At 70.3% G+C, this 25,960-nt stretch carries 25 protein-coding genes; 15 read left to right on the forward strand and 10 right to left on the reverse strand.

The features are described 5' to 3' along the window. Positions 1–426, reverse strand: a complete 426-nt coding sequence (locus EP757_RS17665) for a hypothetical protein (protein ID WP_127547433.1) — start codon at positions 424–426, stop codon at positions 1–3. Between the two features lie 48 nt (positions 427–474). Continuing rightward, a complete protein-coding gene (locus EP757_RS17670) occupies positions 475–1,413 on the reverse strand; it encodes a cytochrome c oxidase assembly protein (RefSeq protein ID WP_127547435.1) in 939 nt (312 codons plus the stop codon). A 109-nt stretch (positions 1,414–1,522) separates the two neighbouring features. Here EP757_RS17670 and EP757_RS17675 point away from each other — a divergent pair, with 109 nt between their 5' ends. The 6 genes from EP757_RS17675 to EP757_RS17700 all read left to right on the forward strand — a co-directional run bounded on the left by EP757_RS17675 (position 1,523) and on the right by EP757_RS17700 (position 7,213). Continuing rightward, entirely contained in the window at positions 1,523–2,119 is a 597-nt protein-coding gene (locus EP757_RS17675; protein WP_127554295.1) for a heme-copper oxidase subunit III, read from the forward strand. A 51-nt stretch (positions 2,120–2,170) separates the two neighbouring features. Next, positions 2,171–3,019 (forward strand): c-type cytochrome, encoded by an 849-nt coding sequence (locus EP757_RS17680; protein WP_127547437.1) that lies wholly within the window; start codon positions 2,171–2,173, stop codon positions 3,017–3,019. Continuing rightward, positions 3,016–4,122 carry a ubiquinol-cytochrome c reductase iron-sulfur subunit gene (locus tag EP757_RS17685; RefSeq protein WP_127547439.1) on the forward strand — a complete coding sequence of 369 codons (1,107 nt, stop codon included), beginning with the start codon at positions 3,016–3,018 and terminating at the stop codon, positions 4,120–4,122. Before EP757_RS17680 ends, EP757_RS17685 begins: the two co-directional genes overlap by 4 nt. Further along, positions 4,119–5,720, forward strand: coding sequence for a ubiquinol-cytochrome c reductase cytochrome b subunit (locus tag EP757_RS17690; protein WP_127547441.1), 1,602 nt, complete (start codon positions 4,119–4,121; stop codon positions 5,718–5,720). The genes EP757_RS17685 and EP757_RS17690 overlap by 4 nt, the downstream gene beginning before the upstream one ends. A gap of 522 nt (positions 5,721–6,242) precedes the next feature. Then, positions 6,243–6,761 (forward strand): pentapeptide repeat-containing protein, encoded by a 519-nt coding sequence (locus EP757_RS44810; protein ID WP_370457856.1) that lies wholly within the window; start codon positions 6,243–6,245, stop codon positions 6,759–6,761. 164 nt (positions 6,762–6,925) lie between these two features. Then, a complete protein-coding gene (locus EP757_RS17700) occupies positions 6,926–7,213 on the forward strand; it encodes an Lrp/AsnC family transcriptional regulator (RefSeq protein ID WP_014441542.1) in 288 nt (95 codons plus the stop codon). Between the two features lie 44 nt (positions 7,214–7,257). On the opposite strand, the gene EP757_RS17705 is transcribed toward EP757_RS17700, so the two are convergent. From EP757_RS17705 to EP757_RS17720, 4 genes are all read right to left on the reverse strand, one after another. Further along, the gene (locus EP757_RS17705; protein WP_127547443.1) at positions 7,258–8,106 is read right to left on the reverse strand and encodes a sugar phosphate nucleotidyltransferase; all 849 of its coding nucleotides are present in this window, start codon (positions 8,104–8,106) and stop codon (positions 7,258–7,260) included. Next, positions 8,103–8,648: an NUDIX domain-containing protein gene (locus tag EP757_RS17710; RefSeq protein ID WP_127547445.1), complete on the reverse strand. Its 546-nt coding sequence runs from the start codon at positions 8,646–8,648 to the stop codon at positions 8,103–8,105. Before EP757_RS17710 ends, EP757_RS17705 begins: the two co-directional genes overlap by 4 nt. A 20-nt stretch (positions 8,649–8,668) precedes the next feature. Then, positions 8,669–10,441 carry a bifunctional (p)ppGpp synthetase/guanosine-3',5'-bis(diphosphate) 3'-pyrophosphohydrolase gene (locus EP757_RS17715; protein WP_127547447.1) on the reverse strand — a complete coding sequence of 591 codons (1,773 nt, stop codon included), beginning with the start codon at positions 10,439–10,441 and terminating at the stop codon, positions 8,669–8,671. A gap of 182 nt (positions 10,442–10,623) precedes the next feature. After that, complete coding sequence (locus EP757_RS17720) at positions 10,624–12,360, reverse strand: DEDD exonuclease domain-containing protein (RefSeq protein ID WP_127547449.1); 1,737 nt, start codon at positions 12,358–12,360, stop codon at positions 10,624–10,626. Positions 12,361–12,456: 96 nt separating this feature from the next. On the opposite strand from EP757_RS17720, the gene EP757_RS17725 reads away from it, so the two are divergent. The 6 genes from EP757_RS17725 (at position 12,457) to EP757_RS17750 (ending at position 19,145) form a co-directional block, all read left to right on the forward strand. After that, a complete protein-coding gene (locus EP757_RS17725) occupies positions 12,457–13,803 on the forward strand; it encodes an NYN domain-containing protein (protein ID WP_127547451.1) in 1,347 nt (448 codons plus the stop codon). Positions 13,804–13,834: 31 nt separating this feature from the next. After that, complete coding sequence (locus EP757_RS17730; protein WP_127547453.1) at positions 13,835–14,041, forward strand: hypothetical protein; 207 nt, start codon at positions 13,835–13,837, stop codon at positions 14,039–14,041. 19 nt (positions 14,042–14,060) lie between these two features. Further along, a complete protein-coding gene (locus EP757_RS17735) occupies positions 14,061–15,305 on the forward strand; it encodes a M48 family metallopeptidase (protein ID WP_127547455.1) in 1,245 nt (414 codons plus the stop codon). A 133-nt stretch (positions 15,306–15,438) separates the two neighbouring features. Beyond that, positions 15,439–16,581: a glycosyltransferase family 4 protein gene (locus tag EP757_RS17740; RefSeq protein WP_127547457.1), complete on the forward strand. Its 1,143-nt coding sequence runs from the start codon at positions 15,439–15,441 to the stop codon at positions 16,579–16,581. 167 nt (positions 16,582–16,748) lie between these two features. Continuing rightward, positions 16,749–18,683: an ABC transporter ATP-binding protein gene (locus tag EP757_RS17745; protein WP_127547459.1), complete on the forward strand. Its 1,935-nt coding sequence runs from the start codon at positions 16,749–16,751 to the stop codon at positions 18,681–18,683. A 21-nt stretch (positions 18,684–18,704) separates the two neighbouring features. After that, on the forward strand, positions 18,705–19,145 hold the full coding sequence (locus EP757_RS17750; RefSeq protein ID WP_127547461.1) for a thioredoxin family protein: 441 nt from the start codon (positions 18,705–18,707) through the stop codon (positions 19,143–19,145). On the opposite strand, the gene EP757_RS17755 is transcribed toward EP757_RS17750, so the two are convergent. After that, complete coding sequence (locus EP757_RS17755; RefSeq protein WP_127547463.1) at positions 19,100–20,326, reverse strand: MFS transporter; 1,227 nt, start codon at positions 20,324–20,326, stop codon at positions 19,100–19,102. The genes EP757_RS17750 and EP757_RS17755 overlap by 46 nt on opposite strands. 53 nt (positions 20,327–20,379) lie before the next feature. On the opposite strand from EP757_RS17755, the gene EP757_RS17760 reads away from it, so the two are divergent. Both EP757_RS17760 and EP757_RS17765 read left to right on the forward strand, forming a co-directional pair. Then, on the forward strand, positions 20,380–20,880 hold the full coding sequence (locus EP757_RS17760) for a MarR family winged helix-turn-helix transcriptional regulator (RefSeq protein ID WP_127547465.1): 501 nt from the start codon (positions 20,380–20,382) through the stop codon (positions 20,878–20,880). Beyond that, positions 20,873–21,310, forward strand: a complete 438-nt coding sequence (locus EP757_RS17765) for a DUF4395 domain-containing protein (RefSeq protein WP_127547467.1) — start codon at positions 20,873–20,875, stop codon at positions 21,308–21,310. The genes EP757_RS17760 and EP757_RS17765 overlap by 8 nt, the downstream gene beginning before the upstream one ends. Here EP757_RS17765 and EP757_RS17770 read toward each other — a convergent pair. Both EP757_RS17770 and EP757_RS17775 read right to left on the reverse strand, forming a co-directional pair. Beyond that, positions 21,307–21,972 carry a response regulator gene (locus EP757_RS17770; RefSeq protein ID WP_014441555.1) on the reverse strand — a complete coding sequence of 222 codons (666 nt, stop codon included), beginning with the start codon at positions 21,970–21,972 and terminating at the stop codon, positions 21,307–21,309. The genes EP757_RS17765 and EP757_RS17770 overlap by 4 nt on opposite strands. Before the next feature lie 7 nt (positions 21,973–21,979). Next, positions 21,980–23,659, reverse strand: a complete 1,680-nt coding sequence (locus tag EP757_RS17775) for a GAF domain-containing sensor histidine kinase (protein ID WP_127547469.1) — start codon at positions 23,657–23,659, stop codon at positions 21,980–21,982. 90 nt (positions 23,660–23,749) lie between these two features. Between EP757_RS17775 and EP757_RS17780 the strand changes: the two genes are divergently transcribed. Further along, a complete protein-coding gene (locus EP757_RS17780; RefSeq protein WP_127547471.1) occupies positions 23,750–24,202 on the forward strand; it encodes an SRPBCC family protein in 453 nt (150 codons plus the stop codon). Between the two features lie 470 nt (positions 24,203–24,672). On the opposite strand, the gene EP757_RS17785 is transcribed toward EP757_RS17780, so the two are convergent. Further along, on the reverse strand, positions 24,673–25,029 hold the full coding sequence (locus EP757_RS17785) for a hypothetical protein (protein WP_127547473.1): 357 nt from the start codon (positions 25,027–25,029) through the stop codon (positions 24,673–24,675). Positions 25,030–25,960 lie beyond the last annotated feature (931 nt).

Below are 25,960 nucleotides of genomic sequence, written 5' to 3' on the forward strand. Positions count from 1 at the left end.
TTATCGGGCGGGGGTGCCCTGTGTTCCGAGCGGGATGGCGCCGGCGCGGCGGGCGCGCAGCAGGCCGGCCACGGTCTGGCCGGTGGTCACCGGGTCGAGCGGGGCCAGCAGGGTCGCGTCGACCTGGGCGTACGCCGCCAGCCAGCGGTCGGCGGCCCGGGCGATGACGACGCAGGTGGGCGGGGGAGTGAGGTATTCGTCCTTGGTCTGGCGGGCGACACCGATGCCACCGGCCGGGGTCGCCTCGCCGTCGAGCACCATGAGATCGATCTCGTAGTCGTCGAGCAGGCGGCGGCACTCCTCCCAGGAGGATGCGTCGACGAACTCGACTTGCAGGTCGGCGGCGGGCCGCGTGCCGATGGCGAGCCGGATCCGGTCGCGCACGGCGGCGTCGTCGCTGTAGAGCAGAACGGTGTACTCGCTCATCTTGTGCCCCACCTCACGTCTTGAGTCCCGCAGATCGTACCGAATCTGTTATTGAGCGTCCGGCTCCGGTCGCTTCGTGGCGGCCAGGGCTTCCTCGCGGTCCAGGGCGCGGTCGATCCGCCGGGCCTCGCGTTCCGACTGGCGGACCCACTGGACCACCAGGATGCCGAGCATCGTGACGCTGACGATCTCGCCGCCGGCCCACAGGATGCCGCCCGCGGTGACCTGGTCGGCGTACGGATCCATCCAGCTCAGGCCGAGGTTCGGGTACCAGTCGCCGCCGAGCAGCTCCTTGCTCTGCATGATCGTCAGCCCGAGCACGGTGTGGAACGGCACGGACAGGACCATCAGCAGCGCGCGACCCGGGTACGGCCAGCGGTTCGGCAGCGGGTCGAGGCCCAGCAGCGGCCAGAAGAAGAGGCAGCCGGTCACCACGAAGTGCAGGTGGACGAACTCGTGCAACCAGGCGTGCTCGAGGGTCAGGCGATAAGCCCCGGTGAAGTAGAGGACGAACGGGTTCGCGATGAACAGTCCGAACGCGACCAGGGGGAACGTCAGCACCCGGACGTACCGGCTGTGCAGGACCTTGAGCAGGACCTTGCGCGGCTTCTTGTCCAGCACCCGCAGAGCGAGGGTGGTCGGCGCGCCCAGGGCCAGGAAGATCGGCCCGACCATGGAGAGCACCATGTGCTGGACCATGTGCACCGAGATCAAGGTGGTGTCGTACGCCTCGATGCCGGTCACCGACACCGCCGCGATGGACCCGAGTCCACCAGCGACGAAGGCCGCGGTCCGCCCCGGTGGCCAGTGGTCGCCACGCTGACGCAGGCGCCACACGCCATAGAGATACAGCGCCGCCGAGACCATCAGACCCAGTGCGATCAGGCTGATCGGGTTGATCTGGGTGAAGATGACCGCCGGGCTGAAAGGCGGGAGTCCAGTATCCCCGCCGGAGGCCGCGAGTGAGGCTATTTCGTCGGAACGCACCCCTCGAAGCTAGACCTACCCGCTGGTCACAGAATATTCCGGGCTGTACACAGTGCCGGATTGGGGACCCCGGGGGACCTTGGACCTTGTTCGGATGAATAATGAGGCCGTGACAGCGGCAGCCATCGACAAGAGCCGGATCCACTCGCTGACCCGACCGAACATGGTCAGCGTCGGGACCATCGTGTGGCTCTCCAGCGAGCTCATGTTCTTCGCGGCATTGTTCGCGATGTACTTCTCCATCCGTGCTGCGGACTACAGCATGTGGGAGCACCACACCGAGGCCCTCAACATCCCGTACGCGACGACGTTCACGGTGATCTTGGTCCTCTCGTCGGTGACCTGCCAGCTGGGCGTCTTCGCCGCGGAGAAGGGTGACGTGTTCGCGCTGCGGCGCTGGTTCACGATCACGTTCGTGATGGGACTCATCTTCGTACTCGGCCAGGCGAACGAGTACCGCCACCTGGTGCACGACGGCGTCACGCTGAACGGCGACGGGTACGGGTCGATGTTCTACCTGACCACCGGGTTCCACGGTCTGCACGTGACCGGTGGCCTGATCGCCTTCATCATCTACATGATCCGCACGACGATGGGCCGGTTCACTCCGGCGCAGGCGACGTCGGCAATCGTCGTCTCGTACTACTGGCACTTCGTGGACATCGTGTGGATCGCGCTGTTCGCCATGATCTATTGGCTGCAGTGAGACCCAGCGCCAAAGGCGAGGATCTCAACAACACCCAGAGGGACATAGCAGATGACTTCTGACACCCCCGCCCGCAGGCGTGCCCGGGTGTTCACCCGGAGGCGCAGCGCGCCGAGCCGGGCACGCCGGCGGCTCGGTGCAGCGGTTCGCATGATCGCGGCGCTGGCACTCGCCGGAGGCGTGTACACCGCCTTCACCCCCGGCGCGTTCGCCGAGGACAACGTCCAGCTCTCCGCTGCGGCTCAGGAGGGCAAGGCTCTCTTCGACAACAGCTGCATCTCCTGCCACGGGCGGGACGCGCAGGGCGTCGAGGACCGCGGCCCGAGCCTGATCGGCGTCGGTTCCGCCTCCGTGGAGTTCCAGGTCAGCACCGGCCGCATGCCGATGACGCGCCAGGAAGCCCAGGCGGAGCAGAAGAAGCCGCAGTTCGACGAAACCCAGACCAAGCAGCTCGCGCAGTACATCCAGGAGCTGGGTGGCGGTCCGCAGGTCCCCGACGGCCCGCTCGTCGACGATCTGGAGACCAACCCGGAGTCGCTGGCCCGCGGTGGCGAGCTGTTCCGGATCAACTGCACCTCCTGCCACGGCTTCGGCGGTGGTGGTGGCGCCCTGTCGTCCGGCAAGTTCGCTCCGAGCCTGCACGACGCCACGGCCGAGCAGATCTACGCGGCCATGCTGACCGGACCGCAGAACATGCCGGTCTTCGGTGACAACCAGCTCACGCCGGACGAGAAGCGCTCGATCATCACCTACATCACGGTGCAGCTCCAGCAGGACAAGGACCCGGGCGGCCTGTTCAACCTCGGTCGCTACGGCCCGTCGACGGAAGGCATGGCGATCTTCCTGGTCGGCATCGTCCTCCTGGTCTTCACGTCTCTCTGGATTGCGGGGAAGTCATGACGACTGTGCACCACGCGGGCGACGCCGGCCCTCAGCCGGTCGACGTGAGCGACCCGCACCTGTCGCGATTCGACATCGTGAAGGAAGGGCTCCGGCGCGACGACATCGAGATCGTCACGTACGAGTCGCAGTTCCACGGGCAGAACTCCAAGGCGGAGAAGCGGGTCGTCCGCAACATCGCCCTGCTGTTCGCCATCTCCGGGGTCCTGACGATCGCGTTCGTGGTCTTCTACATCGTCTGGCCGTGGGAGTTCGAGCTCGGCCACTCGATGAGCGACTACTACACGCCGATCCTCGGCATCACCCTCGGCCTCGGCCTGCTGGCGCTCGGCTTCGGCATCCTGGCCTGGGCCAAGAAGCTCCTGCCGCACGAGCTCTCGATCCAGCAGCGGCACAGCCACCCGTCGCCCGACGACGAGCGCCTGATCACCGGTCAGACCGCTCTGTTCGTCGCCGACGAGCTGGGCGTGCAGCGCCGCCCGCTGCTCAAGGGCGCGATCGCGCTCGGCCTCGCGCCGGTCGGCATCGCGATCGGGGCGCCGATCGTCGGCGGCCTGATCGAGGACCCGCACAAGGGCGAGCTGCCGATGATGTTCACGACCGGGTTCAACCCCGGCAACAACGGCGGCAAGCTGGTGCGCCTCACCCGTGAGGACGGCAGCGCCATCCGCCCCGAGGACGTCAGCACCGGCGGTCAGATGACCGTGTACCCCGGCATCCCGGGCGGCGCGACGAACCACTGGGCCGACTCGCCGACGCTGCTGATCCACCTCCGCGCGGACGACGCCGCGGTGACCCGTGCGAACGCCGACGCCGACAGCAACGGCCGGAACGTCGGGTCGATGTGGGGCAACTTCGTGGCGTACTCCAAGATCTGCACGCACGCCGGCTGCCCGGCGAGCCTTTACGAGCAGCAGACGAACCGCCTGCTGTGCCCGTGCCACCAGTCGCAGTTCCTCATCACCAACAACGCGCAGCCGGTCTTCGGGCCCGCGACTCGGCGTCTGCCGATGCTGCCGCTTACAGTGGACGAGGAAGGTTTCTTCGTGGCAGCGTCCGACTTCAAGGACACCGTCGGACCTGACTTCTGGGAGCGGCCGTGAAGCGCCGAAAAGTTGACCTCGCAGAGGCGCCCGTCACCTTCGCCAAGGGGGTGGACGACAGGTTCCAGGCTGCGACCCCACTGCGTGCCCTGCTGAACAAGGTCTTCCCTGACCACTGGTCGTTCCTGCTCGGCGAGATCGCGCTCTTCTCGTTCATCGTGCTGCTGCTGAGCGGCGTGTTCCTGACGCTCTTCTTCGACCCGTCGATGAAGGAGATCGCGTACGACGGCTCCTACCTCGGCCTCCGTGGCACCGAGATGTCGGCCGCCTACGCGTCGTCGCTGCACCTGTCGTTCGAGGTGCGCGGTGGTCTGTTCATGCGTCAGATGCACCACTGGGCGGCGCTGCTGTTCATGGCGTCGATCATCGTGCACATGGCCCGTGTCTTCTTCACCGGCGCGTACCGCAAGCCGCGTGAGATCAACTGGGTCATCGGCGTGCTGCTGTTCCTGCTCGGGTTCTTCGCCGGCTTCACCGGCTACTCGCTCCCGGACGACGGCCTCTCCGGCACCGGTCTCCGCATCGCCTCGGCGATCATGCTGACCCTCCCGGTCATCGGCACCTGGCTCTCCGCCGCGATCTTCGGTGGCGAGTTCCCGGGCGAGCTGATCATCGGCCGGTTCTACATCGCGCACGTGCTGCTCATCCCGGGCATCCTGCTCGGCCTGATCGCGGCCCACCTGGGCATCGTCTTCAAGCAGAAGCACACGCAGTGGCCGGGCCCGATGCGGACCAACGACAACGTCGTCGGCGAGCGGATGTTCCCGCGCTACGCGATGAAGCAGGGCGGCTTCTTCATGGCCGTCTTCGGTGTCATCGCACTGATGGCCGGCCTCTTCCAGATCAACCCGATCTGGCTGTTCGGGCCGTACCGGGCCTCCGAGGTCTCCTCGGCCTCACAGCCCGACTTCTACGTCATGTTCATGGACGGCCTGGTCCGTCTCATGCCGAACTGGCAGATCTACATCTTCAACTACAGCCTCCCGCCGATGTTCTGGCCCGCGGTGGTCGGCCTCGGCGCGCTGTTCACGCTGCCGATGGCGTGGCCGTGGCTGGAGGCGCGCAAGACCAAGGACAAGCGAACCCACCACCTGCTCGAGCGTCCCCGCGACAACCCCGAGCGGGTCGGCATCGGCTCGATGGCGTTCACCTTCTTCATGATCGCCACGATCTCCGGCGCCAACGACGTCATCGCCGACAAGTTCCACATCAGCCTGAACGCGATGACCTGGGCGGGCCGCATCGGCCTGGTGCTGCTGCCCCCGCTGGCGTACTACATCGCCGTCCGCATCTGCCTGGGCCTCCAGCAGCACGACCGCCAGGTCCTGGCACACGGCGTCGAGACCGGCATCATCAAGCGCCTGCCGAACGGCCAGTTCGTCGAGGTGCACCAGCCCCTCGGCCCGGTCGACGACCACGGCCACCCGGTCCCGCTGGAGTACGCCGGCTGGGTCGTCCCGAAGAAGATGAACCGCCTCGGCGCCCTGGCACCCGCGGTGAAGGGCTTCTTCTACCCGGTCGAGAAGCCGGCCGAGACCCCGGTCTCCCCGGCGGTCGGCGGCCCGGTCAAGAAGGAAGAGATCAAGTCCGGCCGCTAGGCCACCTGATCGCCTGAGAGAGAGCCCGTCGCTTGTGCGGCGGGCTTTCTTTCTTCCCCGGTACGAGGCCCAGCACCGTGCGCCTCCCGTTCGTGTGCCTCCCGTTCGCGCCCCTCTCGTTCGTGTGTCTTCCGTTCGCGTCTCTCCCGCTCGCGCTCCTCCCGGATCTTGAGCGATCTCGCACCTTCTGGGGTCGAGGATCACCCAAGATCTGTGGAGGTGGGAGCGGAACGCCGTGATCAGCGCTCGCTCTCGCTGGCTGTGCCCGTGGTCGCGGGCCGTGGCCCCTCCGCGCTGACTGTGCTCGCCCTAGCTGACTGTGGCCTCCACGCGGACCGGGCTGTGGCCTCCACGCGGACCGTGCTCGTTCCCGCTCGCGCCCGTCCCGGATCTTGAGCGATCTGGCACCTTCTGGGGTCGAGGATCACTCAAGATCTGTGGGGGTGGGAGGGGAACGCCGTGATCAGCGCTCGCTCTCGCTGGCTGTGCCCGTCGTCGCGGGCCGTGGCCTCCGCGCTCACTGTGCTCGCTCTCGCTGGCTGTGGCCTCCGCGCGGACCGTGCTCGTTCCCGCTCGCGCCTCTCCCGCTCGCGCCTCTCCCGCTCGCGCCTCTCCCGCTCGCGCCTCTCCCGCTCGCGCCTCTCCCGCTCGCGCCTCTCCCGCTCGCGCCTCTCCCGCTCGCGCCTCTCGTGCCTCTCGCGCTCGCGCCCGTCCCGGATCTTGAACGATCTGGCACCTTCGGGGGTCGAAGATCACTCAAGATCTGTGGGGGCGAGAGGGGAACGCCGTGATCAGCGCTCGCTCTTGCTGGCTGTGCCCGTGGTCGCGGGCCGTGGCCTGTCCGCGCGGACCGTGCTCGCTCGCTGGCTGTGCCCGTCGTCGCGGGCTGTGGCCTCTCCGCTGACCGTGCTTGCTCTCGCCGGCTGTGGCCTCCACGCGGACCGTGTTCGGTTCGCCGGCTGTGGCGTATTGCTGTTCGCGGCGTGGTCTGGCGAGCATGAGTCACGGCCGGTCCTGGTCGGCTGTGGCTCATTGCCGTGATGGCGGGCGCGGAACAGCGATGACGCACAGCCGGACCTCCGCCGCGCGTCGGCTACCCGCGCGGCCGCAGATCCTGGGTGTTCACTGCTGTGCGTGATCGTGGGGGCGGGGGCGTGGATAGCATGGGCGGGATTGGTTTTCGCTCAATGTTGAGGAGCCCGCAGGTGAACACCGCGATCGTCCACATCGACTGCGCCACCGACTCGATTCCTGAGGTGGCCGAGGCCCTCGCCGCGCTGGAAGGGGTCAGCGAGGTCTACTCGGTGGCCGGCGGTGTGGATCTCATCGCCATCGTCCGGGTGCCGCGGTTCGACGACATCGCCGAGGTCATCGCCGGGAAGATCTCGAAGACGCCGGGCGTGGTGAACAGCGAGACGTTCGTGGCGTTCCGGGCGTACTCCAAGCATGACCTGGAGGACGCCTTCGCGATCGGCCTGCCCGACGCCGACTGAGCGATCAAGCCCTCGGCGACGCGATCAAGCCCTCGGAGACGCGATCAAGCCCTCGGAGACGCCGGGACGGTCAGGCCGTTGTGGGCCCTGATCACGCCGGTGAGGGACTCGTGGGCGGCCACCGCGGCGCCGGGCCAGATCACGCACTCGGTGACGCTGCCGTGCACCTGAGCGCCCGCGCCGACCACCGAAGCGGTGACCGAGCCCGTCACGACGGCCGAGTCGGCGATCAGGCTGGTGCCGGCCGCCGCGTGCAGGTTGGCGGTCAGGTAGTCGGCGGGCGTGCCGGTGTCCAGGTAGTAGCCGTCGTAGGCGATCAGCTCCAGCTCGCCGGCTGCCTCCGCGGGGCGCCACACCGTACGGACGAGGTTGCTGTCCACGTCGGCCAGTGGTTCGATCCAGCGCCACGGCATCAGTGAGAAACCGGCGAAGCGCTGCCCGCTGAAGCCGCCGGTCTCGCCGTCGCGGCAGGGCAGGGTCAGCATCCGCACGGTGTCGCCGGACCAGCCTTCGAGGAGGGCGGCGATGTCCTTGCCGGGGTCGCGGAACGGATCCACCAGGTAGGCGTCGGCGTTACCGACGAGCACGCCACGGCCGTCGATCCATTCCTTCAGCCGGGCGACGCCGCCGGAGGTGCCGAGCGGGCCGTCCGGCTCCACGGAGAGGTGACACCGGTCGCCGACGTGGGCCACCACCTGATCGGCGAGGTAGGCCGCGTTGACAGCGACGCGTGAGGGGCCGGTGAACCCGGCGCCGGCGAGGCGGCGCAGGGCGTGGTCGAGCAGGGCGAGGTTGCCGACCGGGCAGAGGGCTTTCGGGATGAGCTCGGTGAGCGGGCGCAGACGCTGTCCCTCACCGGCGGCGAGGACGACCCCGCAGATCTCCGTGCTCACTGGGCCTGGTCCCGGGCCGGGGCGGACACCGACGGCGGCAGCTCACCGGCGCGCGGGCCGATGTCGTAGACGCCGAGGAGACGCTCGGTGGGCCAGGTCAGCTTCGGCAGGTCGTCGATCGGGAACCAGCGGGCCTCGAGGACCTCACCACCGTCCACGGCGAGCGGAGTGGTGGAGGCCGGCACCGAACCGAAGAAGACGGTGTCGACGACACCCCCGTTGGGGTGGACGATCGCGTTCGGGATGCCGGGGATCAGATCGCCGGGCTCCATCCGTACGCCCGATTCTTCGAAAAGCTCGCGCGCGGCACCCACCGCAGGCAATTCGCGGCGCTTGAGCAGACCGGCCGGAAGGCCCCAGCCGCGTCCCGGAGGCTGGCGCAGCAGCAGAATGCGCCCGGGCGTCTCCGCGTCGCGGAGGATGACGACGGCGCCGACCAGGTATTTCGGGGAGAGCGCCCGCGCGAGGTGGCGGCGGACCGGCAACGGCAGACCGTAGAACACCTGATAGGCGAAGCCGCGTAGTTGCCGAGAGGTTTTCACGCCGGTAAGGCTAACGGGGATTAATCCGGATGGTCCACGAGGGCGATCAGCTGCTCGACCACCGCGTCCGGTTCGAGGCTGCGCTCACAGACGGCGACCAGGAGGGTTTCCAGGTCGGGGTAGCCGAGCTCCTCGGCGAGCCGGCGCAGCGGGACCTCGCTGGCGAGACCGCGGTCGTGTTTGCGGAGGGTGAGCCCGATGGTGGCGCGGCCGAGCCGGACCTTGTCGGCGATGCTGATGCCCGGCTCGTTCTTCTCGTCGAAGAACCGGTTGATCTGCATCTGTGCCTGGCTGGACTTCACGAATCCGAGCCACTCCCGGCGCGGGCCGCGGGGCGCGTTGGGCTCGGTCTCGGCCGGCGCGTCGGTGTCGGAGAAGATCTCGACGACGTCACCGTCACGGAGGGGGGAGCTGAGAGGGGCGAGACGTCCGTTGATGGTCGCGGCGAGACACTGGTCGCCCTTGCGGGGGCTCAGCTCGTAGGCCACGTCGACCGGGGTGGAACCGCTGGGGAGCTCGTGCGCGTTGCCGTGGGCGAAGACCGTGATCTGGCCCTCGGCGAGGTCACATCGGAGCGAGTCGAGGAATTGGGCCGCGTCGGTGGTGTCCTGCTGCCAGTCCAGCACCCGCTTGAGCCAGGTGAGTTGGTCGGCGCCGGGTGGCTCGTCGGCCACCTTGGGATATCGGTAGCTGGTGGCCACGCCGTACTCCGAGTACCTGTGCATGGTCTCGGTGCGGATCAGCACCTCGACCAGCTTGCCCTCGGGGCCGACCACGGTGGTGTGCAGCGACCGGTAGAGATTGTTCTTCGGCGAGGCGATGAAGTCCTTGAAACGGCCGGCCACCGGGCGCCATCGGCCGTGGATCGCGCCGAGCGCGGCGTAACAGTCGGTGTCCGGGCCGTCCACGATCACCGCGATGCGGGGCAGGTCGAGCGGGACGCTGTGCCCGCCGGCGACCGTGTCCTTCCAGATCGAGTAGTAGTGCCGGGGACGTGGGGTCACCACGGCGTCCACCCGGGAGCGGCGCAGGGCGGTGCGGGCCTTCGCCGAGACGTCGGCGAGGTATTCGTCCCAGCCGGGCCGGTTCTTCACGTGCTCGTCGATGCGCGCGTAGGAGTCGGGCTCCAGATGGAACAGCACCACGTCGTCGAGGTCGCGCTTGAGGGCCTGGATGCCGAGCCGGTCGCAGAGCGGGACGAGCACGTCGAGCGTGGCCGTGGCGATGCGGGCGCGGGAGGCGGGGGAGCGGGCGTCGAGCGTCCGCATGTTGTGCAGCCGGTCGGCCAGCTTGATGACCAGGACCCGCACGTCCTTGCCGGCCGCGACGATCATCTTGCGGATCGTCTCGCCCTCGGCGGCCTTGCCGTAGTAGGCCTTGTCGAACTTGGTCACGCCGTCGACCAGGTGGGTCACCTCGGGGCCGAAGTCGCCGTGCAGCGCCTCGAGCGTGTAGCTGGTGTCCTCGACGGTGTCGTGCAGCAGGGCGGCGACGATCGTCGTGGTGTCCATGCCGAGCTCGGCGCAGATCTGCGCGACGGCGAGCGGGTGCGTGATGTAGGGATCGCCGGACTTCCGGAACTGACCACGGTGCATGCTCTCGGCGATCGCGTAGCTGCGGCGGACCACAGCGACGTCGGCCGAGGGGTGGATGCTCCGATGAGTCCGGGTCAGCGTGGCGACCGGATCGTCGTCGCTGCTCTGGAAGCTGAAGATCGAGCGCAACCGCCGGGTGAAGGGCGTGGTCGGCAGGGCACGCCCCAGAGCGGCGCCGTGGCCGGCGTCGACGTCCACCCGGACACCCCCTCACCGATCGTGTAAGCCCGTCCCCGCTAGCGAAGCACCGAGGCGGCTGATCGCCAAAGGCATCAAGCCGCCAAATGAGGTGAATCACCACGAGGGTCGCGCGTGCCTTACAGCCTAAGCGAGCAAGCGTCATCCGAACGGTCAGTTACCGATAGGCGAACGGACGAGTCTTATGCCGAACTTGCGGTCTCCGCCCTGGTGAGCAGGGTGGAGAAACGCGCGGCGCCACGAACCGGTGACACCCAGTCGCCGACGGTTTCCACCAAGCGGGTGTCCGGGCGCTCCAGCCACGCCAGAATCCGCTCGGTCTCCTCCGCCGACGCGGCATGCACCGGGCCCGGTCCGGGAAGGACCGTCTCGGCCGTCATCCTCGCCATGTCGAGGGTCGGCCGCGGATGCACGCGGGGTGGCGAGGTGGCCGCCGCCGCGAGCCGGCCGTGCCGCACCACGGCGATCTCCCAGCCGCCCTTGTCGTCGCGGCGGGCCGCCACCACCTCGCTCATCCGGGTCAGGGCCTCCAGCCGCTGCATCCGGATGAGAGCGCGCAGCAGGGCCACCAGGCGGGAGCGGACGGTCGCGGCCTCCTCGTAGCGCTGACCGCCGGACAGCACGTCGATGCGGGACATCAGCGCGTCGATCACCGGACCCGGGTCGCCCGATGTCGCCGTGCGGAAGGGGAGGGCGGCGCGGACGTCGTACGCCTCGGTGGTGATCTCGTGCTCGCAGGGCGCCGGGCATCTGCCCAGCTCGGCCAGCGCGCAGGCCGGCGTCTTGGTCTTGATCGACAGCTTGTGGTTGCACTGCCGCAAGGGGACGGCGTCGTAGACACCGGCGGCGGCGAGCTCGGCGGTCCGGCGGGAGGAGAACGGACCGAGATACGTCGCGCCGTCCTCAGCGAACCGGCGCACCACCGACAGACGCGGATAGGCCTCGGCGGTCAGTTTCAGCCAGACCACCCTTTCGGGATATTTCGAGCGGCGGTTGTACGGCGGAGCGTGCGAAGCGATCAGCCGCAATTCCCGGACCTCGGCCTCCAGTGAGTGGGCGCACTCGACGGCCTCCACCCGGACCGCTGCGGTGAGCATCTCGGAGATCCGGGCGCGTTTCTCCGCCGCGGTGAAGTAGCTCTTGACCCGGGTCGCGATGTCCTTCGACGTGCCCACATAGAGCGGCCGGTCGTCGGCGGCCCGGAAGAGGTAGACCCCCGGCACGTGCGGCAGGCCGTCGGCGAGATGTCTCTGCCGGCGCTGGGCCGGGGTCACCGCCTTCGCGAACTCGATGGCGTCGCCCAGGGAGTGCACCCGGAAGCTGCCGAGCCGCTCGATGAGCCCGTGCAGCACGTCGACCGTGGCCTTCGCGTCGTCGAGCGCCCGGTGGTTGGGCTCGACCGAGGAGCGGAAGAACCGGGCCAGCGTGCCCAGCTTGCGGTTGGGCACCTCGTCGCGGGTCAGCGCCCGGCGGGCCAGCGCCGCGGTGTCCAGCACCCGGATCTGCGGCCAGGGGTAGCCGTGCCGGGCGCACGCGGCCTTGAGGAAGCCCACGTCGTAGGGCGCGTTGTGGGCCACCAGGACCGCGCCGCGGAGGAACTCGAGCAGGGCCGGCAGCACCGTCTCGATCGGCGGCGCCGGCCGCAGCATCGCCTCGGTGATGCCGGTCAGGACGGTGATGAACGGCGGCAGCGGGACCCCCGGGTTGACCAGGGTGGCGAACTCGCCGATCTGCTCGCCCGAGCGCACCTTCACCGCGCCGATCTCGGTGATGCCCGCGCCGTCGGCGGCGCCGCCGGTCGTCTCCAGGTCGAGCACCACGAAGGTGGTGTCCGCGAGGGACACGGCCGCGGGGTCGACCGATCCGTCGGCGGTCAGCAGCGTGTCCAGAGTGCCCTGCACGTAGGCCGGTTGTGTCACGGGCGGCACCTTAGTCAGGGGGTATGACAACTCCCTTTGAAAAGATCACTTGTTCTCCGGAGGTCAATCGGTCTTGCCCGGTGTGAGAATGGGGAGATGTCCGCGCCGCTGGAACCCGACGACAGGCCCGAAGATTTCGTGCCTGAGCCGGTGCTGCCCGAAGCGGTCCGGCAGAGGATCATGACGCTCGCGGCCGCGGCGCTGCCCGGTCTCCCGGCGGACGAGATCCCGGTGCCGCTGCGCCGTGTGGCCCGGTTCGCCCCCAACCGCCGCGCGCGGCTCGGCGGCCGTGACATCGCCGCCCAGCTCGTCGCCGACCCGCTGTTCCGGCAGCGGATCGGCGCCCGGATCATCGACGAGGCCGGTGACCTGGGCGCCGCCGTGACCAGCGGGGTCGCTCCGGCCGCCGCCGAGCCGGTCGAGGTGGCCGCGCTCGCCTACCTGGCCCGGCCGGACGGCTGGCGCGAGCTCATCCACCTGGCCGGCGACGCGGTCCGCGCCGAGGCCGACAACGCCGCGATCGCCGAGCAGGTGCGCGCCGCCGAGCAGCGTGCGGTCCGCGCCGAGCACGACCGGACGGTGGCCCGGGTCGAGGCCGACAAACTGCGCGACGAGCTCGCCCGGGTCCGCGAGGAGCTGGGCCAGGTGCGCGAGGAGGCCCGGTCGGCGGGAAAGGCGCTGCGCGAGGCGCAGGCCGCCCAGAAACGCGCCGCCGACCTGCTGGCCACCGAGAAGGGCCGGGCCACGAGAGCGGCGCAGGATCACGAGACGGAGGTACGCCGCCTGCGCAGCCGGCTGGCCGACGCGGAAGCAGCCGCGGCGACCGGCAAGCAGGCGGTCAAGGACGCCCGCGCGGTCGACGACGCCCGGCTCTGGCTGCTGCTCGAGACGATCGGCCAGGCCGCCTCCGGTCTGCGCCGCGAGCTTGCCCTCGGGCCGACCGACAAGCTGCCCGCCGACTTCGTGGCCGACGCCGAGGCCGACCGTCCCGGCGCGCCCGAGCGGTCCCGGGCCCGCGCGCAGGACACCGACGACCCGGGCCGGCTCGACCAGCTGCTCGCGCTGCCCCGCGCCCACCTGGTCGTGGACGGTTACAACGTGACCAAGCGCGGCTTCGCCGACATGTCCCTGGAGCAGCAGCGCAAGCGGCTGATCACCGGGCTCGGCGGGATAGCGGCGCAGACCGGCGACGAGATCACCGTGGTCTTCGACGGCGCCGAGCGGGTGCACGGTCTGCCACCGGCGCCGCGCGGGGTGCGGGTCCTCTTCTCCCGCAAGGGGATGACCGCCGACGAGCTGATCCGCCGGCTGGTCCGGGCCGAGCCGCCGGGCCGCCCGGTCGTGGTGGTCTCCTCCGACCGCGAGGTCGCCGATGGGGTTCGCCGGCACGGCGCCTACCCGATGGGGGCCGATTCGCTGCTGCGCCGGCTCTCGCGGACGTAAAACTGTCATACCCCTCGCTTAGCGTGACCGTATGATCATTGACTGCGGTCGTTGCGCCGAACGCACTGACGAGTGCAACGGATGTCTCGTCAGCGCGCTGATCGACACTCCGGACGGCCTGTCCGACCTGACACCGGGCGAGTTGCGGGCGATCGAGACGTTCGAGCTGGCCGGGTTCGAGGTGGAGCTGCTGGAGACTCCGCCGCCGCCGGTCATGGTCCGCAAGCACGTTGCGTGATCATGATTAGGATTGGGTGATGACGCCGAGACAGTGGGCGGTCGTGGCGCTCGCCGCGCTGCTCGTCGCCCTCGCCGCCTTCGCTCTCGCCCGGGTGCCGTGGCATCGGGCCCCGGCGCCCCGGGCCGACCAGCTCGACGCGCTCGGCCGGCTCGACGCCGCGAAGGTCGCCCGGGGCCGGGCCTTCCACGCCGAGCTGCGTCCCGCGCGCTACGCCTCGATGGCGATCGGCCTGATCGCCGCGCTGGTGCTCGGCCTGACCCCGGCCGGCGCCCGGCTGGTCGAGCTGGCCGGCGACCACTGGCTGTCCCGTGCGGTCCTCGGCGGCCTGCTGGTCGTCTTCGTCACCGAGCTGGTCACCCTGCCGATCGCGATCTGGCGGCACACCGTGGTGGCGCGTTACGGCATCTCCACCCAGAGCTGGGGCGGCTGGGCGATCGACCTGCTGAAGTCCTATGCGGTGGGCGCGGTCCTGGGCGCGATCGTGCTGGCCGGCTTCTTCACCGTCACCCACTTCGCGCCGGACTGGTGGTGGGCGTTCGGCGCGGCCGGGGTCGCCGGTCTCGTCGTGCTGCTCTCGTTCGTGCTGCCGGTGCTCGTCGAGCCGATCTTCAACCGGTTCACGCCGATGCCCGAGGGCTCGCTCCGCGCCGACCTGCTCGCCCTGGCCGAGCGCGACGGCGTCCCGGTCCGCGATGTGCTGGTCGCCGACGCCTCCCGCCGGACCAAGGCGGTGAACGCCTACGTCTCCGGGCTCGGCCCGACCCGGCGGATCGTCGTCTACGACACGATGCTGACCGAGGCGACCCCCGGCGAGGTCGTCTCGGTGGCCGCCCACGAGCTCGGGCACGCCAAGGACAACGACGTCGCCACCGGCACGATCATGGGAGCGCTCGGGACCGCGGCGGCGGTGATCGCGCTCTACCTGCTCGGCTCCTGGACCGCCCTGCTCGATCGCGCCGGCGTCGACTCGATCGCCGAGCCCCGGGCGATCGGCCTGCTCCTCGCGATCAGCACGCTCGCCGGCCTGATCGCCGGCCCGGCCCAGGCGTTCGTGTCCCGCCGCGTCGAGGCCCGCGCCGACACGCACGCGCTCGACCTCACCGGCGACCCGGAGACCTTCGAGTCGATGCAGCGCCGCCTCGGCACCGTGAACCTCGCCGACCCCGACCCGCCGCAGTGGGAACACGCCGTCTTCGCCTCACACCCGTCCACCGTGCAGCGGATGGCCGCGGCCCGCGCCTACGCCCGCGGCGTTCGCTGATGGCCGCTGCTCCCGCTTGCGCCGGGCGTCCGCCGGTGGCTCCCGCTTGCGCCGGGCGTCCGCCAGTGGCTGCTGGTCGACGTGGCCGCTTGTCCGGGATTCTTCGCCGCGCATCGTTTCGGAAGGTCTGCTGATGGCCCGCACTCTGCTCGTGACGAACGACTTCCCGCCCCGGCCCGGTGGGATCCAGCAGTTCGTGCACAACCTCGCGGTGCGGCAGCCGTCCGGGTCGGTCGTGGTCTACGCGTCGCAGTGGCGCGGGTCGGCGGAGTTCGACGCCGAGCAGCCGTTCGAGGTCGTGCGGGAGGACACCCAGGTCCTGCTGCCCACGCCGGGGGTGGCGAAGCGGGCCGCGGAGATCGCCCGGGCGAACGGGTGCGATTCCGTCCTGTTCGGGGCGGCCGCGCCGCTCGGGCTGCTGGCCCAGGGTCTGCGGCGGGACGCCGGGATCGAACGGGCCGTCGGCATCACCCACGGACATGAGATCGGCTGGGCGGCGCTGCCCGGCGCTCGCGGGCTGCTGCGCCGGATCGCCCGGGGCAACGACGTCATCACGTTCCTCGGTGAATACCAGCGGACCCGCCTCGACCGCGCCCTGCACGGGCTCACCGACCTGCGGCGGCTCGCGCCCGGGGTCGACGTCGACGCGTTCCACCCCGGCGTCGACGGCTCCGAGGTGCGCAAACGGCACGGACTCGACGGGCGGCCGGTCGTCGTCTGCGTGTCCCGGCTGGTGCCCCGCAAGGGTCAGGACATGCTGATCCGGGCGATGCCGCAGATCCGGCGGCGCGTTCCGGGGGCGGCGTTGCTGCTGGTGAGCGGCGGGCCGTACCGGAAAACCCTGGAACGGCTGGCCCGGGAGAACGGCGTCGAGTCCGATGTGGTCTTCACCGGTTCGGTGCCGTGGGGCGAGCTGCCCGACCACTACGCGGCCGGCGATGTGTACGCGATGCCCTGCCGCACCCGCGCCGCCGGGCTGGACGTCGAGGGTCTCGGCATCGTCTACCTGGAAGCGTCGGCCACCGGCCTGCCGGTCGTCGGCGGCGACTCGGGCGGCGCGCCGGACGCGGTGCGGGAGGGCGAGACCGGCTTCGTGGTCGGCGGCGGTGACGTGCCGGCCATCGCGGGCCGGATCGTCGACCTGCTCAGCGATCCGGCCCGGGCCAAGGCGATGGGCGCGGCCGGGCGGGCCTGGGTGGAGAGCGAGTGGCGCTGGGAGAAGCAGGCGGCCCGGCTGACGGCGCTCCTGGACGGCACGACGGACGGCGCGGAGTGACGGCGGCCGGTGGCTGCGGCGGCGGACCGGCGGCGGGTGGCTGCGGCGGCACGACGGACGGCGTGGAGTGACGGCGGCGGACCGGGTGTGCGGCGGAACGTGAATGAGCCGGAATCCGGTGGACATGGGCTCGTGCCGCGGCGTAGGAACGGGGCAGGAGGCAGCCGATGCCGGATCCCGAAGCCGACCCCGCTCCCGACTCGTCGTCCCCGACCGCATCCTCGTCGCTCCTGGAGTCGGAGGACGACGGTGAACTCGACCTTCCCTATTGGCTGACCAGCACCCAGGAAGCCGCGAACACCACGTTCCTGCAGATGGTGCGGCGTCTTCCACGTCTGCTGCGGGACGCCTGGATGCTCGCCTGGCGGGCCAGTCCGCGCACCACGACCGCCGTTCTCGTGCTGCAGCTCGCAGCGGGCGCCGCCGCGGCACTCGGGCTGATCAGCGTGGTCGGGGTGTTCGAGGGGTTGCTTCAGGCGGGACCGACGCCGGAACGGGTGCGGGCCGCCGTACCGAGCCTGGTGATCTTGATCTTGACTCTGGCGGTGCGCGGGCTGCTCGCCTCGGCGGCCGCGGCGGCGAACGGCAGGCTGTCGCCGATGGTCTACGAGGCGGCCGAGATGCGGCTGCTCGATCTCACGACGCGCGTCGACCTGGCCACCTTCGACGCCCCCGACTGGCGGGACGCGATGGAACGCGCCCGGGACCGGGGGATTCCGGCGGCGCAGCAGGTGGTCGACTTCGGCATCGAGGTGCTCACCGGGATGGTCAGCCTGGTCGCGGTCGCCGGTGTGCTCGCCGTCCTGCATCCGGTGCTGCTGCCGCTACTGGTCCTGGCCGCGCTGCCGACCGGGTGGGCGGCGGTGCGGGCGGCCCGTCTCGGGTACCGCAGCCAGCTCCGGCTCATCGCGGTCTGGCGTCGTCAGCGGATGCTCGCCTACCTCCTGGCGGCGCGCGAGCCCGCCGGTGAGCTGCGGGCGTTCACCGTACGCGGATTCCTGCTCGCCGAGGTCGCGCGGCTGCTCCGGATCTCCACACTGGAGGAGATCCGGGTGGTGACCCGGTCGGTGCGCAGCAACCTCTACGGTCAGGCGCTCAGCGGCCTGCTCACCGGCCTGGCCTACCTGGTGCTGCTCTGGCTGCTCTGGACCGGCCGGATGGAGCTCGCTGCCGGTGGCGCCGCCGCGTACGCCATCAACCTCGGCATCGGCAAGCTGCGGGAACTGGCCTTCTCGGTGAACCGGGTCTACGAGCAGGGGCTGTACTTCTCCGACTTCCAGGGCTTCTGCGACCTGTCGGTGCAGCACGCCGAGCCGTCACCTGATCGCCGCGCCCCGGAGCGGTTCACCGAGATCGTGCTGGACGGGGTCACCTTCAGCTATCCGGACGCCACCCGCCCCGCGATCGACGACGTGAGCCTGACCCTGCGCCGCGGCGAGATCATCGCGCTGGTGGGGGAGAACGGATCCGGCAAGTCGACGCTGGCCGCGGTGCTGGCCGGGCTGTACCGCCCGCAGCGGGGCTCGGTGACGTGGGACGGGGTCGACGTGACCCGGCTGCATCCCGAGTCCTTGCGGGACCGGGTCGCCGTCGTCATGCAGGAGCCGACCCGGTGGCCGCTGTCGGCCCGGCTGAACATCGCGATCGGCCGGCATGATCAGCCGGCGTCGCTGGAGCGGGTGCAGGAGTCGGCGGAGGCCGGAGATGCGCACGAGTTCGTCATGGAGCTTCCCCGGGCGTACGAGACCCTGCTGTCGAGGCACTTCACCGACGGCGCCGACCTCTCCGGCGGGCAGTGGCAGCGGCTCGCCGTGGCGCGGGCCTTCCACCGTGACGCGCCGCTGCTGATCTGCGACGAGCCGACGGCGAACCTGGACGCCCGGGCCGAGCACGACGTCTACCAGCGGCTCCGGGACCTGGCGTCCGGTCGTACCGTCGTGCTGATCACTCACCGGATGGCGAGCGTGCGGGAGGCGGACCGGATCTACGTCCTCGACCACGGGTCGGTGATCGAGGAAGGGGATCACGAGGAGCTGATGGCCGCGGGCGGGTTGTACGCGCAGTTGTTCACGCTGCAGGCCAGCGCCTACCAGTCGGCGTGACCGGCGTGTCACAGTAGTCCCATGGATCCGGTGGGGTTGGCCGTGGTGGCGGCGGTGCTGGTGGCCGGCGTCGCTGTCGGCCTGTGGCGGCGGCGCAGCGACGGCCGGCTCGCAAGGGCGGACAATGGGCCCGTGGAACCTCGTCTCGACCCCGCCCTGCTGGAACGGCTCGGTGTGACCCCGGCGCCGGCCACGCTGCTGCAGTTCTCGTCGGCGTTCTGTGCGCCGTGCCGCGCGGTGCGCCGGGTCAGCTCCGAGGTGGCCGCGCTGGTCCCGGGCGTGCGGCACGTCGAGGTGGATGCCGAGAGCCACCTCGACGAGGTTCGTGAGCTGGGGGTTTGGCGCACTCCGACGCTCTTCGTCCTGGACGCCGAGGGCCGGGTCGTGAAGCGTGCCACCGGAGTGCCGACGAAACCTCACCTGATCGCCGCGGTGGCCGGGCTGCTCCCCGCGGAGAGCTGATCGGCGGTCGCCCGGGTCAGGTTCCGGGTGCCCGGGATGAGCAGCTGTGACGCGGTCGCCAGGAACAGCACGGCCGCGCAGCAGGTCAGGACCCGGTCGGTGCCGAAGCGGGCGGAGAGCGGGCCGGCCAGCGCGTTGCCGATCGGCATGGCCAGGAACGACGTGACGTAATCCCAGGAGGCGACGCGGCCGAGCATCCGGTGCGGCACGTTGTCCTGGATCGCCGTCTCCCACGCCACGTCGTAGAAGAGCAGGCCCGCGTATCCGGCCACGGCTCCGGCGAGGACGGCCCAGAGAACCCCGGGATAGACGTACGCCAGAGCCCACAGTGGCATCAGCATCAGTGCGAGCCAACCGGCCCGCAGTAGACGACGAGGGCGGAACCGCATCCCCAGGGCGGCGCCGAGGAAACCGCCCAGCCCCTCGGCCGCCGAAATCAGGCCCACCGCGTGCGCGCCACCGAGCCGCTGCACCGCGATGACCTGCACGAGCACCAGGATCATGCCGTTGGCGATGTGGTAGGCCGTGGCGCCGAACAGGCCTCCGATCAGCCAGTCGCGGGCGCGGATCTCCTTCCATCCGGCGGACAGCTCGGCCAGCAGGGGCTCTCTCGCACCGCGCTCCGCTCGTACCGAAATCATCGCCGCCGCGACCAGCGACAAGAGGAAGCTGATCGCATTGCCCAGGAATCCCGCAGGCGCGCCGAAGGCGGCGACCGTGACCCCACCCAGCGTGGGTCCCGCGATGCCGCACGCGGTCTGGATCATGCTGAGCGTGGCGTTCGCGGACTGGCGCTGATCGGCCGGGACGAGCAGTGGCTTCAGCGCGGTCATGGCCGGTGAGAAGAAGCTTCCGGCGGCGGCGGAGACGGCGGTGAGCAGGCAGAGCAGTGCCAGGTGGTAGCCGCCGGTCGCGAACATGGCGGCGATGCCGGCCGTCGTGACGAAGCGGATCAGATCCGACGCGACCATGACGCGCTGCGGCTGCAGGCGGTCCGCCCAGACGCCGCCGAAGAGCGTGCAGAGCAGCATCGTCACGACCGAGGAGGCCATCACCAGGCCGAGGTCGCCGGCGCCGCCGCCGGTCGTGACGACGGCGACCGCGAGGGCCACGGTCTGGAAGCCGTTGCCGAGCCAGGAGAGGGCCTGGCCGGTGGCGAGGAGGCGGAGATCGCGGTTCATGGCTCGTAAAGTAGTTCGGCGTCTAACTATTCGCAATCTAATAAACTGAAGTCATGAGAGACAGTGTTGACGACCACGTGGATCGCTGGTCGTCGTTCTGGAAGGACGAGCCGGCCTTCGATCCGGACGTCGAGGGCGCACTGATCCGGATGATCCACATCGGGCGGCGGCTGCGCCGGGACGACGTCGCGGCGTTCGCGGGCAACGAGGACTTCACGTTGCAGGACTACAAGACCCTGCACGCCCTGATGGTGCAGCCGTGGCCGACCGAGGCGACGCCGGCCCAGCTCGCCGAGGCGGCGAACGTGACCAGAGCGGCGATGACCAGCCGGCTCGATCGCCTGGAGGAGTCCGGTCTGGTGACCCGGGTGATGGACGCCGCCGACCGGCGACGGGTGATCGTGCGGCCCACACAGCGGGGCCGGGAGATGTGGAACAGATACGTCTTCGAGGGGATCGAGCGGGACAAAGCGGTGATGAGCGCCCTCGATCGGGACGAGTTGAACCAGCTCAACACGCTGCTCCGGAAAGTCCTACTATCCCTACGTGAATAGCGAACTCGATCCTCGCGGCCAGCGGTTCGCCGCCGCACTGACCACCGTCGTCATCGCGCTCGTGCTGATCACCGGCTCGGGCCGGCTCGCGCTCGCTCAAGCCGTGGTCTTCGCGATTACCGCGTACGACCCCAGGCGCGGCCCGTACGCCCTGATCTTCCGTGCCCTGCTGCTGCCCAGGCTGGGACCGCCCGCCGAACGGGAGCCGGCCGCGCCCGTCCGTTTCGCGCAGCTCGTCGGGTTCACGTTCCTGAGCGTCTCCGCGGGGGGATACCTCGGGGGCGCGGAGACACTGGGACTCGTCGCTGCCGCGTTCGGACTGCTCGCGGCATTCCTGAACGCGGCTTTCGGGCTGTGCCTGGGGTGCGAGGCCTATCTGGCTATTCGCCGCATTAGTGGGAGAAACGCGGAAAATGCCGGGAATGTCTAGAACTTAGGCGCATCCGGTGCTTCGAGGAGACCCAGGCGGAGTGCGGTCATGAGCGCCTGCGCCCGGTTTGCCGCACCCAGTTTCTCGTAGAGCTTCGAGATGTGGGTCTTCGCCGTCGACTCGGAGACGAAGAGCTGCTTGGCGATCCCCGCCACGCTCATGCCGTCGGCCAGCAGGCGCAGAACCTGACCCTCACGGGGGGAGAGCTGCGGGCCGGACGGGGCGAGCCGGCGCTTCATGGCCTCGGCCAGGTCGGCCGCGGTGAACGCGCTCGGGGCGGACGCGGCATGCCGGGCGGCGGCCACGACCTCGTCGGCGGGGGCGGTCTTCGGGACGAACGCGCTGGCGCCCGCCTCCAGTGCTCCGAAGAGCTGATCGTCGCCCGCGTACATGGTCAGGACCACGATGCCCATGTTCGAGTTGTTCTTGCGCAGCGCGCGGGTGGCCTCCAGGCCACTGCCGTCGGGCAGGCGCAGGTCCATGATCACGACGTCCGGCTGCAGGGCGCCGGCCTGGCGCACCGCCTCCGCCGCGGTCGCAGCCTCGCCGACGACCTCGAACTGCCGGTCGCGCTCGAATGCGTGTCGCAGCCCTTTGCGGATCAGGTCGTGGTCGTCGACTAGCAGGACCTTGGTGCGCCCGGTCGGCGCAGGAGTGGTCATGGTCGGGTTACTCCCCTTCTGGAGCGGAAACACTCTCCCGCACGCTATCGCGCCGAGGCGGTGTTCCGAGCACTACGGCGACGGTTGTCCCGCTCGGGTGTCGCGGCGTGATCTTGAGACGACCTCGGATGCGTTCGGCACGCTCGGCCATGATGGTAAGGCCGTAACGTCCGTCCGGACGCTCGTCCGCGAACCCCTTGCCATCATCGGACACTTCGATTTCCGCGTACGGCGGATCAACCGTGCAGGTGACCCAGAGATTCGACGCTCCCGCGTGCTTGCGGGCGTTGGTGATCGCCTCCTGCGCGATGCGCAGCAGCTCCGCCTCGGTCGCGGCCGGCAGCCGGGCAGTCGACTCGTCGAAGGTGAAGTGCACCCGCAGACCGGCGCTGGTGCCCAAGGTCCGTGCATATTCCGCGATGGCCGCCGCCAGGCCGCCGTTGCGGTCGACCTCGGAGCGCAGCTCGAACAGGCTCAGCCGCAACTCGGTGATCACCCGGGTCACCTCGCCGCGCAGCGTGCGCAGCTCCTCGGCCGTCTCCTCGGCGCCCTCCGGCAGCGTGGCCTGCGCGTTGTCGATGCCGTAGCCGACCATCACCAGCTCCTGCGCGACCCCGTCGTGGATCTCGCGGGCCAGGCGCTGCCGCTCCTCGTTCGTCGCGAGCGAGCGGACGTCGTCGAAGAGCAGGGCGGCCTCGAGTCGCAGCGCGGCCGGTCCGGTCACCTCGGTCACCGCCTGGACCACCGCCGACGGATAGGCGCCCGCCGCGTCGGTTTCCAGGATCACCAATCCGATGGTACGAACACCGGCCACGAGCGGGACCACGAGCGAGGACGCCTCACCGCCGGAGTGGGTCCGGGCCTGCGACCGGTTGGCGACCTGCGGCTGCTGTGTGGCCCAGGCGTCGGCGATCGCCGAGTCGGCGTCGAGGGTGACCTCCCAGTCGACCCGCTCCGCGCCGCGCTGCGCCAGCACCACCAGCCGGCCGCCGCCACTCGCCGAGAGGACCGCCGTCCGGTGGCCGTGCGCGACCGCGTGCAACTCCTCCAGCAGGTGCTCGGAGATGCCGCCCGGGTCGAGCGTGGCGCCCGGCAGCGAACGGGCGACACTGCGCAGCTGGGTGAGCAGACGGGTGGCCTCGGCATAGGGCTGCGGGGTGGGCTCCGGCGGCTGCAGCAGCTGGCGCATCGTCTCGGCGGCGAACGTCACGATCGCGCCGAGCACCAGCCACTGGCCGCAGGCCGCGACATAACCCGGCTCGTCCCACGAACCGGAGGCGAAACCGCCGACGATCATCGTGACCGCGGCGACGCCGAGCAGCACCGGTCCCTCGGTCGAGCGACGATGCAGCGCCGCGGTCAGCAGCGGCACCGCCAGATAGGGCAGCACCGCCTCGGCGCCGAAACCGGCGTCGACCCGCCCGATCGTGTCAGCCGACGCCGCGATGAAACCGGCCGCCAGGCTCGTCACGATCACCTCGGCGAACCGGCCGGCCGGCGCCCAGAAGTGGTGCTTGTGGGCCACGAAGGCGGGCAGCGCGGCGACCGCCAGCAGGGCGATCCAGCCCAGCTGCCGTGGATCGTCGGTCGCGGTCAGGGTGAGCACGGCGACGAGCACGAGCATGACGACTCGCGCGAACGCTTCGGCCGGGCGCAGGCGCGCGGATCCGATGGCTTGGGCTGGCACGGAACGGATGGTATCGGGAGGGGCCGACATCGCCCATCCTCATCCGGGCCGGTCGTGGGCTCTGTCGTACTCAGCGAGTAGCCTCCCAGCATGGCCGACACCTCGACGCAGTCGATTCAGATCCATGCGCCGCTGGCTCGCGTGGCCGCAGTGATCTGCGATTTCCCGCGCTACCCGGAGTGGGCCGAGTCGATCAAAAAAGCCGAGGTGGTGGAGGAATACGAGGACGGGTACGCCGCCCAGGTGCGCTTCGGAATCGACGCGACCGTGCTGGTCGACGAATACACGCTGGAATATGCGTACGCCGACGACCTCTCCCGGATCGAATGGCACCTGGTCGCGCCGTCGAAGACGCAGCGTTCCCAGGACGGTTCCTACGACCTCGTCGAGGGTTCGGACGGCACCACCACGGTCACCTACTCACTGGCCGTGGACCTCGCGATCGGCATGCTGGGCATGTTCCGCCGCAAAGCCGAAAAAGTGATCATGGATACGGCGTTGAAGGAGCTCAAGCGCCGCGTCGAGAGCCTGCCGGCGGCCTGACCGGACGGCGAGGAGGAGGGCGAAATGGCCGGTTCAGCACGCGAAGAGGCCGAGCGGCTGGTCGCGACATTCCTCGCGAGGGCCGCTGCCTCCTCCAGCAGTGATCCTCTCCACCTGATCACCGACTCGATCGGCGGGCTGGCCGGGGCGTTGCATGCGTCCGGCGCCTGGTCTTCTTCCGGGTCTTCCTCCGCCGGGTCGCCCGGCTCTTGGTCCACCGGTAGTGCCGAGTGCTGCGTGTGCCCGATCTGCCGGGTGATCGCCGCCCTCCGCGACCCGAGTCCGGAGACCGCCGAGCGGCTGGCTACCAGCGCCGGCGAGATCGCCACCGGGGTGGCGGGGCTGATGCGCGCCTTCTCCTCCATCGCGGGGGAGAGGCCACGGCCCGCACCTGCTCCGCGATCTCCGGCCCAGCCGCCACCCGACTCGGACGGTGTGTGGGCGGCCGCCACCCACACGCCGGACGCCGCTCAGGCGGACGCGCGGTCGGCGAGTTCGCCTTCAAGCGCGGCTTCCCCCTCGGATGCGGCTCGCTCTTCCTCGCCTTCGCCCGATTCATCCCCTTCGCCGGACTCGTCGTTCTCGCCGGGCTCTTCTGCGTCGCCTGCTTCGTCCACCGCGCGGGGCTTTTCTGCGTCGCCTGCTTCATCCGCCACGCGGGGCTCTTCTGCGTCGCCTGCTTCGTCCACCGCGCGAGGCTCTTCTGCGTCGGCTGCTTCATCCGCCACAACGGGCCCTTCTGCCTCGGCTGCTTCGTCCACCACGCCCGGCTCTTCTGCCTCGCGTGCTTCTTCCACCTCGCGTGCTTCTTCCGCTGCGACTCGCACTCCTCCTTCGCCGGACAAATACGAAAAATCGGATTTGTCGGGGGATCCTTGGGCTGCGGCGACGGCGGAGAGTGCTCGTGAGGCGGCTCGCGAAGCTGCTGCGGCGGCCCGGGCTCGCGCGGCGGCGGCCGAGGAGGCTGTGGCTCGGGCCGTAGCCGCGGCCAAGGCCGCCCGTGATGAGGCCGCTCGTCGTCAGGCGGCTCAGGAAGAGGCTGCCGGGACAGCCGCTGCGGGAACCGGTTCGGCGCGGGCTTCTTCCTGGGCGGCGGCTTCCAGGGCGGACGATACGTGGGCTGCTGCTACCAAGGCTGACACGTGGCCCGCTGCTGCCAAGGCCGACACGTGGGCTACTGCTACCGAGGCCGATGCCACCAGGGCTGCTGCTACCGAGGCTGATGCCACGAAGGCTTCGGCTACCGCGGCTGATGCGCCTTCTCCCGTAGTCGTGGGTGGGAGTGCGGCTGGGGAAGCGGGGCCGGATTTCGGGACGTGGCTGACCCGGAGTGACGGGGCGTCGGACGATGGGGGCGGGCGGGCGGATGCCCGTACCGACGTCTGGGCCTCGGCGGTCGCGCAAGCGGAAGCCGCGGCAGAGGAGGAAGCGGGTGCTGAGGCCGCGGCCATCGCCCGGGATGCGGCTGGGGTGGAAGCGTCTTCCGGCGCCCGGGATGCGGCTGGGGTGGAGGCATCTTCCGACGCCCGGGATGCGGCTGGGGTGGAAGGCTCCTCCGGCGCCCGGGATGCGGGGGTGGGAACGTCCTCCGGCGTCCGGGATTCGGCGGGGGCGGAGGCCTCTTCCGAGGAGCCCGGACGGGCACCGTAGCGTGGATCATGTGCGAGGGCGCTGAGGCGCTCTGGGACCGCGAGGGCGCCGGTCCGGGCGATGGCGCCCGGCCAGGCGACGCGGTGTGAACTGTTTGCAGAGGGGACG

It is taken from the genome of Actinoplanes sp. OR16 (assembly GCF_004001265.1).
Lineage (GTDB): Bacteria > Actinomycetota > Actinomycetes > Mycobacteriales > Micromonosporaceae > Actinoplanes.

Bases quoted from the DNA above. Each gene is read 5' to 3' on its own strand.
- EP757_RS17780 (WP_127547471.1), top strand. From the start codon at position 23,750: ATGGCCGACACCTCGACGCAGTCGATTCAGATCCATGCGCCGCTGGCT.
- EP757_RS17730 (WP_127547453.1), top strand. From the start codon at position 13,835: ATGATCATTGACTGCGGTCGTTGCGCCGAACGCACTGACGAGTGCAAC.
- EP757_RS17745 (WP_127547459.1), top strand. From the start codon at position 16,749: ATGCCGGATCCCGAAGCCGACCCCGCTCCCGACTCGTCGTCCCCGACC.
- EP757_RS17750 (WP_127547461.1), top strand. From the start codon at position 18,705: ATGGATCCGGTGGGGTTGGCCGTGGTGGCGGCGGTGCTGGTGGCCGGC.
- EP757_RS17665 (WP_127547433.1), bottom strand. From the start codon at position 426: ATGAGCGAGTACACCGTTCTGCTCTACAGCGACGACGCCGCCGTGCGC.
- EP757_RS17760 (WP_127547465.1), top strand. From the start codon at position 20,380: ATGAGAGACAGTGTTGACGACCACGTGGATCGCTGGTCGTCGTTCTGG.
- EP757_RS17770 (WP_014441555.1), bottom strand. From the start codon at position 21,972: ATGACCACTCCTGCGCCGACCGGGCGCACCAAGGTCCTGCTAGTCGAC.
- EP757_RS17680 (WP_127547437.1), top strand. From the start codon at position 2,171: ATGACTTCTGACACCCCCGCCCGCAGGCGTGCCCGGGTGTTCACCCGG.
- EP757_RS17740 (WP_127547457.1), top strand. From the start codon at position 15,439: ATGGCCCGCACTCTGCTCGTGACGAACGACTTCCCGCCCCGGCCCGGT.
- EP757_RS17735 (WP_127547455.1), top strand. From the start codon at position 14,061: ATGACGCCGAGACAGTGGGCGGTCGTGGCGCTCGCCGCGCTGCTCGTC.
- EP757_RS17685 (WP_127547439.1), top strand. From the start codon at position 3,016: ATGACGACTGTGCACCACGCGGGCGACGCCGGCCCTCAGCCGGTCGAC.
- EP757_RS17755 (WP_127547463.1), bottom strand. From the start codon at position 20,326: ATGAACCGCGATCTCCGCCTCCTCGCCACCGGCCAGGCCCTCTCCTGG.
- EP757_RS17725 (WP_127547451.1), top strand. From the start codon at position 12,457: ATGTCCGCGCCGCTGGAACCCGACGACAGGCCCGAAGATTTCGTGCCT.